The sequence below is a fragment of the Bradyrhizobium sp. CB1015 genome (assembly GCF_025200925.1).
Lineage (GTDB): Bacteria > Pseudomonadota > Alphaproteobacteria > Rhizobiales > Xanthobacteraceae > Bradyrhizobium.
Genome location: NZ_CP104174.1, coordinates 970,523 through 982,391, shown reverse-complemented (window position 1 = coordinate 982,391; position 11,869 = coordinate 970,523). Strand labels below are relative to the sequence as shown.

Sequence of the window (11,869 nt, the reverse complement as noted above, 5' to 3'; positions counted from 1 at the left end):
TTCCTCCGCCTGTGGCGAGGCATGATGGGTGTCGCAAGGGATCACCCATCCGACGTGCTGAGGCCTGACCCGTTCGTGGGTTCATCCCAGCATGTCGGTCGCCGAAGAAACCAGCAATAACGATGAACCTATGGCGCGTTCTCGTCGTTGTTATCTACTCCCCCCGCGGAAGGCGAGGTGGTGAAAAACCTGAATCAAAGCCATGAAGGATCTCAGGGAAAGGTTAGAGAAGCTCCGTGACGAGGCTGCATCTCTCGACCTCATGAGCAGACGGACGAGTGATGCGGGAAAGCAAGAACTGTTCAGACGCTTGGCAGAGGAACTCGCAATAGAGGCTCTCGAGCTTGAACTGGCGATCGGGCGCCAGAGCGCAAATTCAGACTCTATCGAACCGGAAAAGGTAGTGCCCCTTAGAACCCGGTCTAAGCGAGAGTGACGCCTCTGCGTATTGCGCCTCGCCGCGGGACGGCGCTCATCCCAAGACACGTCGGCAAGACACGCCGGCCGCAGCTTCGTGCTGCGCCTGATGCCATCCGCCGAATTAACTTTCGGGTAAAGCAACATACGATTCACATATGTAGATGCTGGAACAAGGTCGGCGGACTTCAGTCGCGATTGCATCATTTTCCCGATTGGTCCACCGGCGGGCCATGATCCAAGTCTGTTCGAAAGCTTGGTTTGGGGGTTACACGACATGCATGAACATCGTGACCTAGCGGCCGACGCCGCCGTGCTGCTGCATGAGCGTGTGGAACAGCTCACGTCTCTGTTGTCCGAACTGGAAAGTCTTCGCGCCCGCGTGCTTGAGGCGGAGCGTAGCACCACGACCGAAACCGCTCCGGTCCGAGCGCGGGCGCCATCGCGGCACACGCCTTCTTCAATTTCTCCGGTCCCTACATCGGTTTGGAGTTGTGCCAATTTGCGATGATGCCCCCGCGTTGCGGACCCGTTCTCTGAGGATTGGCGGGATGCTGCAATGTTGGTTTCTGGTCCATCGCGCCCGTTTCGGAGCACGCACCTCAATGCCAGATGCATGTCGTCGCCGAAACGGACCTTCGAAGACGCTACCGACCCGAAGCCAGGGTTAACGAAGAGCGAAAGCGTGCTCGCTCCGCGGCGATTGAAATCCCGACATGTTTGGCGATGAGACGCGCGGCGCTCAGCTATCTGAACATCAAGCGGTGCCAATTGTTGCCAAGCGAGCTTCCGGTGTTAACCATCGCCAATGGGTCGCTTCGAAGTTTCTTAAATCTTGCTGGGTACCTCTCCTGGACATGGCGACCTGGGAGAAGACATGAGCAAGCGGGCCAAACGCCGGAAGGTCGAGACGATCGCACTGCCCAGGGCCGCGAGAGTTGGGATTGGCGCCGTGGCCGTTGCCGCATTGGGGTACGGCCTGCTGGCTCGCCCGGGGAGCGTGCAACCGGTGCGGAAGCCGTCCGCGCCCCAGGCGATGGCGTCATCTACTCCGGTCTACGTGGCACCCCCAGTCCAGGCAGCAGCGCCTGCGCCGGCTCCGATTGCGGCTCCGGCGCCGCTGGTCGAGCCGCCAAAAGCCGACGCCGACGTTCCCGGAGCCTTGGTCCGGCAGGTGGTCGACTATTCCAGCCACCAGGCGTCGGGCACCGTGATCATCGATACCAAGAACACGTTCCTTTATCTGGTGCTGAACGACACGCAGGCGATGCGCTACGGCATCGGTGTGGGCCGCGAAGGTTTTGCGTGGTCCGGCGAGCAGACCGTGGCGCGTAAGGCAGAATGGCCGGATTGGCGCCCGCCTGCGGAGATGGTCTCGCGTCAGCCTTATCTGCCGCGGTTCATGGCGGGCGGGCCCGGCAATCCGCTCGGCGCCCGGGCGATGTATCTCGGCGAGACCGAATATCGAATTCACGGCACCAACAAGCCGGAGACGATCGGCAAGCGGGTGTCGTCCGGCTGTATCCGGCTGACCAATGAGGACGTCGTCGACCTCTATGAGCGGGTGAAAGTCGGCGCGAAGGTGATCGTGCTTCCGACAAATGCCGCCCGTCGACCATCCCAGGGAGCGCCGCCCGACGCCGCATCCCGATCGCCGGACCCGGCCTCGCCTTCGAACCGGCCGTCGGCAACCAACGCGCAGATGCCGTCGGCCGGACCGAGGATCGCCGAGGTACAATAGTTCGGTCCTTCCTCCTGGCTCTGCCCCGAGGACAAAGAGGCAATTCAAGTCGTCACTTCACGTCGGCGAGCCATGGCCGAACAGACCATCTTGCGCGACCAAAGCCGGTCGCGTTGGCAAGATGCGGCACCGAATTAACCCTGTCGGCAAATGATTGCCGTTGGGCGGCGGCCGCCGGCAAAGTTGCCTCATTGACGCGCAGAATTTTCAGCGGCGCTAACCTGGGTCAGAGGCGCGTTATGCTGAGAATGGCGTTGTTGGGCCTGCTCATCCTGTTGAGTGTGGGAATGCTTTCGGCCATGGAGCTGAGCGCTCCACCGCGTCGCGCCGCGGCCACGGTCCAGCCGCCTGCCGAGCAGAACGCAAGCATCTCCGCTTCGCACGATGCGCTGGCGAAGGCCGATCGCCTCGAGGTTGTCGCTGAGAGCCGCGCGATGCCGACACAGACCGCTTCGGTGGATAACCCGGTTGCTCCGCAGCACGTGCATGTCCGTTCATTCGCGCCCGCGCCGGTCGTCCGTCCGCGAAGCAAGCCGAAACCGATCGCGACCGCTGAACCTCCCAAGCCGAAGCCAAAGGCATTTGTCGTCAAACGGGCCGCCACTGTTCAGCGCGCAAAGGCCGCCAACGAGACCGAGCACTGTCGCCTCAAGGCGTTCGGCGGCCTGCTCAAGGCTTTGAACTTGACCGGCTGCGAAATCTGAGGCCGCCTCCAGGAACGTCTCGCAAACTCTTCCGATCAGCCATATGTTGCCCGCATGAAAAAGATCGGATTCCTCTCCTTCGGGCACTGGACGCCCTCGCCGCAATCCCGAACGCGCTCGGCGGCGGATACGCTGCTGCAATCGATCGAGCTGGCGGTCGCCGCGGAACAGCTCGGGGCCGACGGCGCGTATTTCCGCGTGCACCACTTCGCGCGGCAGCTGGCCTCGCCGTTTCCGTTGCTCGCGGCGGTCGGCGCCAAGACGAGCCGAATCGAGATCGGCACGGCCGTGATCGACATGCGATACGAGAACCCGCTCTACATGGTGGAGGACGCCGGCAGCGCCGATCTCATCGCCGGCGGGCGGCTGCAGCTCGGCATCAGCCGCGGCTCGCCCGAGCAGGTGATCGACGGCTGGCGCTATTTCGGCTATCGGCCGGCCGAAGGCCAGAGCGATGCCGACATGGGGCGGCGCCATGCGGAGGTCTTCCTCGACCTCCTGCGCGGCGAAGGTTTTGCCGAGCCCAACCCGCAGCCGATGTTTCCCAATCCGCCGGGGCTCTTACGCCTGGAGCCGCATGCGCCGGGCCTGCGCGAACGGATCTGGTGGGGCGCCGGCTCGAACGCCACCGCGGTGTGGGCGGCAAAGCTCGGCATGAACCTGCAGAGCTCGACGCTGAAGAACGACGAGACGGGCGAAGCCTTTCACGTGCAGCAGGCGGCCCAGATCCGCGCCTATCGCGCGGCGTGGAAGGAAGCCGGCCACAGCCGCGAGCCTCGCGTCTCCGTCAGCCGCAGCATCTTCGCGCTGATGGACGATCGCGACCGCGCCTATTTCGGCGGCGAGCGCGGCAGCGAAGACCAGATCGGCTTCATCGACCCGCGCACCCGCGCGATCTTCGGCCGAAGTTACGCGGCAGAGCCGGACGTGCTGATCGAGCAGCTGCGGCAGGACGAGGCGATCACCGAAGCCGATACGCTGCTGCTGACGATCCCGAACCAGCTCGGCGTCGACTATTGCGCGCATGCGATCGAGGCGATCCTGATGCATGTGGCGCCGGCGCTGGGATGGCGGTGACTGCGGTTGGGGCCCTCTGCTACGGCTCATCAATTGTCATGAGGGGCCCGCGCGCGCCTCGTCCTTCGAGACGACCGCTTTCAGCGGTCCCTCAGGATGAGGCCAAGCGGGATCAGTGCTCGTTGAAACTGGTGCCACGCACTCAGCCCTCATCCTGAGGAGCCCGCATCAGCGGGCGTCTCGAAGGATGGCTGCAGAGAGACTGCCAATCGTCCGCCCAGCCTCACCCCGTCTTCGTCCCCGTGATGACGGCCAGCGCCTCGACGAGGCGGTCGAGATCGGCCTCGTCGGTGAAGAGCGCCGGGGTCACGCGGATGCACTGGCCTTTGGCGACGCCGGCGCGGCGCACCGTCATGATCCGGTAGCTGTCACGAAGCTTCGCGACGATGGCCTCGTTGTCGGCCTTGCCGGTCTTGCCGGCGATGCGGAAGGACGTGATCGCGCCATAGGAGCCGGCTTCATCCGGCGTCAGGATCTCGATGTCCTTGAAGCCGCGAACGCGGCTCACCCAATAGTCGCGCAAATGGCGCAGGCGCGCCTGCTTCGCCGCCGCGCCGATCTCCTGATGCAGCGCCAGCGCCGTCGGCACGGTCAGCACCGTGGCGAAATTGACCGTGCCGGTATGCACCCGCGAGCGGATGTCGCTTTCCGGAAAGTCCTCGTCGCCCATGTCGCGGTCGATGGCCGCGAGGCGGTCCTTCCTGATGTAGAGGAAGCCGATTCCGAGCGGCGCGCCGATCCATTTGTGCAGATTGAAGCCGACGAAATCGGCCTCGAGCTCGCGCACCCGGACGTCGATCTGTCCCCAGGAATGGGCGGCATCGACGATGGTGTCGATGCCCTTGGCCTTGGCCATGCGGGCGATCTCGGCGACCGGCATGACGAAGCCGGTGCGATGGCTGACATGGGTCAGGAGCAGCAGCCTCGTCCTCGGGTTCGCCTCGATGGCGCGGGCATAGGCGTCGAGCACCGCCTGGCGGGTGGCAGGTTCCGGCACGTCGAACTTGACCGCGTCGACACCGCGGCGCGCTTTCAGCGCGTTCATCGCATATTGCATCGAATCGTAGTCGAGGTCGGCATAGAGCACGCCGTCGCCCGGCTTCAACCTGTTGTAGCCGCCGATGAGGAGCTGAAGCGCTTCGGTCGCGCCGCGGGTGAGCGCGATCTCCTCCGGGAGCGCGCCGACCGCCTCCGCTACCTTGGTGCGTACGGCCTCGAAATCCGCACCCGCACGCAGCCGCGCGTAATAGGTGTTCTGATAATTGACCATGTCGGACTGGCGGATGAACTCCCGCCTGACGGGCTCGGCCATGATGCCCCAATAGCCGTTCTCGAAATTGACCACGTCGGGCGTGACGGCATAGAGCCCCTTCACGGCCGCCCAATAGAACTTGTCGGTGGCGACAGCGGCCGCCGGACCGGTCGGCTGCGGCGGAAGGCCCTCGGCGGCAAAGGCCGGCGCCGCAAGCGGCGCCACGGCCGCGGCCGCAAGGCCCTTGAGCATCGCGCGGCGGTCCGCCGAAATCGTCTTGATCAATTGCATGTCAGCTCTCCCCAGAGCGTCATCGAGCGAAGCGGCGTCGGGCTTGCATCGCGAAAACGCGCCAAACAACATCCGGAACTCCGCTTGATGTCATTGGAGCGAAGCTCTGGCGCGCGGGACAAGAGCAACGGACGATGCAGCGGATATGACCGGGGCGTGACAAAGCGATGATGGAGACGCCGAATCGACTACGCGACCGAAGCGCCGGTGAATCCTCCCGGGAGGGAACGGGAAGAAACGGCAAACGTTCCGCGTTCCCACGGAACGGCACAGCTGATGGCGAGTTCATCGCAGCGCCGCATGCCGCGGCGAGGGAGAACACGATGAAGAAACTCATGTTGATTTCGGCCGCCGCTCTGCTCGTGTCGACGGGCGCGATGGCACAAACCACCGTCACCACGACGACCGGGGCCGGGCACGGCGCTGCCGTGCAGATCGAACCGGAATACCGCACCAAGATCCGGTCCTACGTCACCGAGCACAAGATCCGCCCGGTCGAAACGCGCGAAAAGATAGTCGTCGGTTCACCCGTGCCGCGCGACGTCGAACTCGCCGCGGTCCCGAGTGACTGGGGTCCCTCGCTCACCAAGTACCGCTACGTCTATTCGGGCAGCCGCGTGATGCTGGTCGATCCCGACACCCGCATGGTCGTCCAGGAGGTCGACTAGCTCCGCCGCAGGGCGGGTCGCCGAGGCGGCCCGCCCGTGCACTTTTATTGGTAGCTTCGTTTGCGGTAGCGCCTGATGCCGATCGTTCGATACTTCGTGTTTGCAAGCAGTTTCGTCGTGGCGCTGCTCTTCTTGCTGGATCGCTCTCTGCCATCGCCCGGCGAGCGCTCCGCCGGCCCGGACGTCGATCGAGCCCCCATACGCATCCACTCCGCCCGGGCGTTGCCTGAAAAGATCATCTTCGACACGTCGGCGCGGATCGCCACCGCGATGTCCACTCCCCTGCTCGCCGCCGAGTCGCCGGATCCTGTTGCGAGCGACGCATTGGCGTTGCTTGAAACGCGACAGCCGGAGGTGAACATCACGCCGGCATCTCGGCGCAGCACGGACCGAGCAGCCGCTCTCCGTTCGAATCGAAACGCCCGGCGGGCTTCCTCTCGCCTCTCCTCTCGTCAGGTGATGGTCGGAGCGTTCTGAGAGCTGGAAGCCTCGCGATCGCGAGCGAACAGGAATCCGCCGCTGCAGCACGCGGCAGAGATGAACGGCGGATGAATGAACGCGATGGCTTTGCGCGGCGCGGAACTGCGTCAGGTCACATCGATGCGTCAGCGTGTCCGACACAAGGAACGTTTGCGCGATTGCCAATTTATCCCGTGCCTGATTGGCGATGTGATTTTTGGAAACCCTGGAGGAAGTGAAGATGAGGATCCTGAAGCTCTCTGCGGCTGCGGCCGCGCTGCTGGCCGGCACGGCGCTCGCGGTTGCGCAATCGAGCTCGACGATCGGCACCGGCGGTTCATCGGCCGGCGGCGGCACCAGCTCTTCGACGGTGGGCACCGGTGGGTCTTCGGCAGGCGGCAGCGGGTCGGGCTCTGCATCGACGCTCGGCACCGGCGGCTCGTCGGCGGGCGGCGGCACCAGCTCTTCGACCGTTGGCACCGGCGGTTCAGCGGCGGGCAGTGGCTCGGGTAGCGGCTCGGCCTCGACGCTCGGCACCGGTGGCTCATCGGCCGGTGGCGGCAAGAGCTCGTCCAGCGTCGGCACCGGTGGCTCGTCTGCAGGCGGCTCCACCGTTGGCCAATCCGGCGCGTCGAAATCGCCCGGCATGGGCGATGGCAAGTCCGGCAGCCACGCCAGCGACATGGGCCTCGAGAAGGGCAAGGGCCACAACAAGGACGAGTGGAAGAAGGACAAGCACTAGTCCGATCCGGGGAGCGGCACGCGCCGCTCCCTTTCGTCTATGGAGGAGGAGCCGCAATGGACAAGGCAATCGTTGCGATCACGGTGCTCGCCCTGACGGGGAGCGCTGCATCGGCAGAGACCATGGAAAAAACCGGCAAGACGAGCTCTGGCGAGACCTGCAAGGTCAAAGTGGAGAAGCATGCGGACGGCAGCATCACGGCCGCCGGCGCATCGAGTTCGGGCACGACGGGCTCGACCGCATCGAGCGGTTCACTTTCGAGCTCGAGCTCGGCCGGCGGATCGTCGGTCCATGTGCAAGCGGGCGGCGGTCACGTCTCGAGCTCCTCGTCGACGGCGGGCGGACCTGGCTCCACCAGCGCCAGCACCATCACCGTCAACGGCTGCACGATCTCGACCTCGTCGCCTTGAGACAAGTTGCCATCGAACAGAGGATTTAGACATGAGAACGCTCGTTACGACCTCGGCGGTCGCGCTTCTGCTTGCCGCCACTTCACCAGTGCTGGCGCAGACCGGCATCACCGGCGGCAGCGGCGGCTCGGCCGCAGCAGGCGGCACCTCCGCCTCCACCGTCGGCACCGGCGGCACGTCCACCTCGGCGACGGGCCGCACCGGCTCCTCGATCGCGGCCGGCGGAAGCGCAGCTGCCGCCAGCGGCAAGACGCAAACCGGCGTCAGCATGAACAAGGGCAACGGCCCAGTGCTCAACTCCAACGCCCGCGCGCAAGCCCATGACGGCGGCACGTTCAGCCGCTCGCACACCCGCACCAAGGTCAAGGCCGGCGAGCAAGTCGGCTCGACCACCAAGACGATGTCGCATGTGCCGGGCTCGAAGCCGACCATGTCGACCACGTCGACGACGGCTCGCTAGAATTGGCGCGGCTCTATTCCTCACCACCTGCTGCCCGGCTTGCCCGGGCAGCTTTTTCCGTCTTGTGACTTTCGTCTTGTGACCTGGCTCAGCCACCACGCAGGCTGCGGCTGATGCGGGTCACGACGGCATCCCATCGCTGCTTCTGGGCAGCTGGATAATTGATCAGAACGCAGTGCACATAGCCCCGCGCGAAATTGCACCGGTCGTACCAGATCTTGTCGCGCTTGATGCTCGAGACCACGAAGAAGTTCGACGTGACCCGCTTGTAAATGATCCCTGCTGGCGGATTCTTCCGGGCCAGGAATTCGGCCGGCGACAGAACTTGCCGGTTCTCGACGGCCTGAACGGTGAGGTCCGCACTGCCGTCGTGGCTGCGAAACTGCTGCCCATATCCGTCGGGCTTCCCGGCCGGTCCGGTGAAGATCGAGGCGGGAATGTCGACCGAGGTTCCGGATTCCGGGATGTGGTAGGTCCTCCAGCCGTTTGCCGAGGCAATCGAGGATGTCGCACAGAGCGCGATGATTGCGGCAACCAGTGTCTTCATGTCCGCCTCGTCACTTGCGCGGCGCCAGCTGCAGCTCCATCAAGGCGATCCTTTGCAGGTCGGCGACGTTCCGCTCGCCTGCGCTGGCGGTGCGCAGGATGGATTCGGCGAGCGCGTTGACGTGCGAGGAATGCACGGGGTCCGGCAGGGTTGCAACGGCAGCCTCCAGCGCGGTCGTCATGATCTCGATCACCTCGGGAGAAAATTCGGCGTTGGAAAAATTCTTCATCGCGTGCGTCGAACGCTTGTGCGGGTCGTGTTCAACGTCGGGAAAAAATGGAAGTTCCTGGAGAGCGCCGTCGCCGTTGGCGCGCCGGCAGCTTACGTGACGGGCTGATAGCCGGTGATCTGCTCGAGCCCGGCTTCCTCGGCGGCCGTCGTCTGCACCCTCACATGGCTGCCGATGACGAGGCCGGCGAGCGAGAGCATCAGGCCCAGCGCGAGCGGCGCGAACAAGGCCTCTTCCTGAAACAATCCGTTGAGCAGAACGACCAGGACGCCGAAGCCGGCGAGGCCCTGCGTCAGATATCCCGACGACGCGTACAGGCGCCAGGCCTTAAGCGCCATCGCAAAATAGAAGGCCAGCGGCACGAAGGCCGCGATGCCCATCTGGTACAAGAGCACGCCGATCGCGCTTTCGACCGCGCCGTCGATCGTGCCGGCCGCCTGCGCAGCGCTCCAGTCGATCGAAAAATAAGTGTCCGACAGATTGCCGCCGACACCGAGACCCCGGCCGAGCGGTTTCTCCAGGAAGCCGTTCAAGCCGCCCATCAGGCCGATGACGTGGTAGTCGCCGATCTGCAGGCCGATGCGGATCGCGAGGATCGCGAACGCGATCAGGCCCAAGAAGCCGAGCAACAGCGTCGCCACGGCGCCGAGCAGGCGGGTCGAGATCCAGGACGCCGCCACGAAGATCACCACGATGAGCGCGCCCTTCACGCTGCAAAACACCAGGAGGGGCAAGGCAGCGAGCGCCAGGAACGGTCGCCCCACCGAAAACAGGAACAGGGCGAGAAAGCCGATGCCGTAGGCGAAGCTGATCGGGTGCATGTTCGGGCCGTGAATGCGCAGCATCTTCGACAGGCCGAAGCCTTCCAGCAGAGGCGTGTTCAGGAAGTCGAAGCTGAAGCGGTCCTTGAGGTCGACGGACACGTTTCCGGTGGCGCGCATCTCGGCTTCCCAGACGCCCGAATGCGTCGCCTTGAGCTCGTCGAAGCCCCAGAACGTATGGCCGTTGGTGATGGCCAGCCAGACATCCCGGAACGCGAGCTCGACATAGCCGAACAGCATGAGGATGATTGCGAGCGTCACCAGGAACGGCGTGATGCGCACCTCGTAGGTCGCGGCCGTCAGGAGCGACAACTGAAACAGAAACAGCGGAAGCACGATATTGCGCAGATAGACCGCGGCCGGCTGCCCATTCTGGCCGAAGCCGATAGCGAAATACAGCGACACCACGGCCAGGGTGACGACGCCCCAGCGCATGATCTTGTTCACTTCAGCCGACTGATTCCTCCGGCCCAGCACGTAGAGCGCAAACGTCGCCAGCCACATCACGGAGCAGACCAGGAAATTGTAGCCCTTGATGAAATCGAGATCGGACGGCAGCGGGACCAGCGGCGACAGGACGGAGACGAACAGGTTCTGGAAGAACAGGACGAAGATCGCGACGGCCGGCGCACAGGTCGGGACCGCAACGACGATGGCGATGCCGATCAGGACCTCGATGGTGATGGCCAGGGCCGGATTGGCGAGGTGCAGAACCGGCGCAGAGCCGATCGTCGCGATGGCGATGCAGAAGGTCGCGGCGAGCTCGCGCCAGGCCGGAGGCGCCGGCGCGGCCTGCACGCTCTGGCCTTGCGGTGAGTACCCGGCGTTCATCAATCGTCCTTTGGCATCGCGCCGGGACACGATAGCCGCGCGAGGGGTAAGGATCCGTTAACGATCACGGCGCGCGGGAGCCCCTTCAAGCCGGCCGGGCGCGCCGAGCAACGCCCGCATCACGTCGGGATCGGGCTTGCCGGTTGCGGCGTCGACGAGACCAAAGCCTTGCGCCAGCTCCCAATGGGCCCAGCCCCAGCAATGCGCGCGGGCATAGGCGGTGACCTCCGCCAGCCAGCGCAACCGACTCTGCCGGGGCGCGCCGGCTTTCAACACGCCGAACTCATTGACGATGATCGGCCGCGAAAATTGCTGCTGCCATTCGAGCGCGGGCGCGAGCCAGCGATCGGCCCCCGGCTTGTCCTTGGCGGCGGCAATTGCGGTGTCGAGCATGGCGAGCGCCTTGACCGCGTCCCTAGCCTGCAAATCCTGCCGAAGCGCCTGAACCTTGGGATCGCCGGCATTGATCGGATAAGGCAGATCCATGATGTCGTGCAGCGGATCGCGCGCGTCCCAGTGGCCCTGATGGGTGAACGCAATCGGATCGTAGAAATGGATGGCGTAGACGATGTCAGGGTCCGCGAGCGGACGAAACCGCGGCAGCGAGTCCGCGCGCTGCCAGTTGACCGGACCGACGATGAGCGTGGTTGCCGGCAGCAACCCGCGAACGAAGGCGGCGAGCGCCTCGATCTCCTTTTGCCATCTGTCCGCTTCGATATCGGGCTCGTTGAGCAGCTCGGCGAAGATTCGATCGGCAGGATAGGATCGAATGATTCCTGCAAGCGCGCGCCAGGCCTCCTGCATCTCACCCATCGCCGCATCCGGATCGTCCTTGTGCAGGCGATTGAAGCGCTCGCCCGGATGAAGGTCGACGGAGCTGGAATAGCCGAGCGAGGTCAGCTGCTTCAACGCGCTGTCGAGCACGCGCAGCGTCGCCGCGCGCTCGTCCGTTGCAGCAAAGCGCGGCATCACGCGCTCCGCCGGCACCGGCAGGCGGACATGGCTCATGCCCGCCTTGCGCAGCTGCTGCAGCAGCGCGCGGCTCGGCGGTGCACCGTTGATCCATCCGTCGGCGTTGAAGCCGCGCGAGAGCGCGGCAAGCCGCTCGGGCGAGACCGTCGAGGGCAGGGGCACGCAATCGCCGGCGGCTACCTGCCGGCCGAGCGAGATCGACAACAGCATCGCCGCAGCCAGCAGACGGCGGCGCAAGGCTGTCATCG

14 protein-coding genes are annotated in these 11,869 nt (G+C 64.9%); 9 read left to right on the top strand and 5 right to left on the bottom strand.

Annotation, left to right across the window (positions count from 1 at the left end):
• The first annotated feature begins 202 nt into the window (after positions 1 to 202).
• From N2604_RS04460 to N2604_RS04445, 4 genes are all read left to right on the top strand, one after another.
• The gene (locus N2604_RS04460) at positions 203 to 436 is read left to right on the top strand and encodes a hypothetical protein (protein ID WP_260373985.1); all 234 of its coding nucleotides are present in this window, start codon (positions 203 to 205) and stop codon (positions 434 to 436) included.
• A gap of 858 nt (positions 437 to 1,294) precedes the next feature.
• The gene (locus N2604_RS04455; protein WP_260373984.1) at positions 1,295 to 2,158 is read left to right on the top strand and encodes a L,D-transpeptidase; all 864 of its coding nucleotides are present in this window, start codon (positions 1,295 to 1,297) and stop codon (positions 2,156 to 2,158) included.
• A gap of 239 nt (positions 2,159 to 2,397) precedes the next feature.
• Positions 2,398 to 2,862 (top strand): hypothetical protein, encoded by a 465-nt coding sequence (locus N2604_RS04450; protein ID WP_260373983.1) that lies wholly within the window; start codon positions 2,398 to 2,400, stop codon positions 2,860 to 2,862.
• A gap of 54 nt (positions 2,863 to 2,916) precedes the next feature.
• Positions 2,917 to 3,939, top strand: coding sequence for an LLM class flavin-dependent oxidoreductase (locus tag N2604_RS04445; RefSeq protein WP_260373982.1), 1,023 nt, complete (start codon positions 2,917 to 2,919; stop codon positions 3,937 to 3,939).
• Between the two features lie 223 nt (positions 3,940 to 4,162).
• On the opposite strand, the gene N2604_RS04440 is transcribed toward N2604_RS04445, so the two are convergent.
• A complete protein-coding gene (locus N2604_RS04440; RefSeq protein WP_260373981.1) occupies positions 4,163 to 5,482 on the bottom strand; it encodes an aminotransferase class V-fold PLP-dependent enzyme in 1,320 nt (439 codons plus the stop codon).
• Between the two features lie 323 nt (positions 5,483 to 5,805).
• Here N2604_RS04440 and N2604_RS04435 point away from each other — a divergent pair, with 323 nt between their 5' ends.
• The 5 genes from N2604_RS04435 (at position 5,806) to N2604_RS04415 (ending at position 8,221) form a co-directional block, all read left to right on the top strand.
• Entirely contained in the window at positions 5,806 to 6,150 is a 345-nt protein-coding gene (locus tag N2604_RS04435; protein WP_260373980.1) for a DUF1236 domain-containing protein, read from the top strand.
• Positions 6,151 to 6,225: 75 nt separating this feature from the next.
• Positions 6,226 to 6,627, top strand: a complete 402-nt coding sequence (locus N2604_RS04430; protein ID WP_260373979.1) for a hypothetical protein — start codon at positions 6,226 to 6,228, stop codon at positions 6,625 to 6,627.
• A 223-nt stretch (positions 6,628 to 6,850) separates the two neighbouring features.
• Positions 6,851 to 7,351 (top strand): hypothetical protein, encoded by a 501-nt coding sequence (locus N2604_RS04425; RefSeq protein ID WP_260373978.1) that lies wholly within the window; start codon positions 6,851 to 6,853, stop codon positions 7,349 to 7,351.
• A 56-nt stretch (positions 7,352 to 7,407) separates the two neighbouring features.
• Positions 7,408 to 7,761 carry a hypothetical protein gene (locus tag N2604_RS04420; RefSeq protein ID WP_260373977.1) on the top strand — a complete coding sequence of 118 codons (354 nt, stop codon included), beginning with the start codon at positions 7,408 to 7,410 and terminating at the stop codon, positions 7,759 to 7,761.
• 31 nt (positions 7,762 to 7,792) lie between these two features.
• A complete protein-coding gene (locus N2604_RS04415; protein WP_260373976.1) occupies positions 7,793 to 8,221 on the top strand; it encodes a hypothetical protein in 429 nt (142 codons plus the stop codon).
• Between the two features lie 88 nt (positions 8,222 to 8,309).
• Here the strand turns inward: N2604_RS04415 and N2604_RS04410 are convergent, their stop codons facing one another.
• From N2604_RS04410 to N2604_RS04395, 4 genes are all read right to left on the bottom strand, one after another.
• On the bottom strand, positions 8,310 to 8,768 hold the full coding sequence (locus N2604_RS04410) for a hypothetical protein (RefSeq protein ID WP_260373975.1): 459 nt from the start codon (positions 8,766 to 8,768) through the stop codon (positions 8,310 to 8,312).
• Positions 8,769 to 8,778: 10 nt separating this feature from the next.
• Positions 8,779 to 8,997: a hypothetical protein gene (locus tag N2604_RS04405; protein WP_025032458.1), complete on the bottom strand. Its 219-nt coding sequence runs from the start codon at positions 8,995 to 8,997 to the stop codon at positions 8,779 to 8,781.
• A gap of 92 nt (positions 8,998 to 9,089) precedes the next feature.
• On the bottom strand, positions 9,090 to 10,649 hold the full coding sequence (locus N2604_RS04400) for a hypothetical protein (RefSeq protein ID WP_260373974.1): 1,560 nt from the start codon (positions 10,647 to 10,649) through the stop codon (positions 9,090 to 9,092).
• A gap of 57 nt (positions 10,650 to 10,706) precedes the next feature.
• Complete coding sequence (locus N2604_RS04395; RefSeq protein WP_260373973.1) at positions 10,707 to 11,867, bottom strand: glycoside hydrolase family 5 protein; 1,161 nt, start codon at positions 11,865 to 11,867, stop codon at positions 10,707 to 10,709.
• Positions 11,868 to 11,869 lie beyond the last annotated feature (2 nt).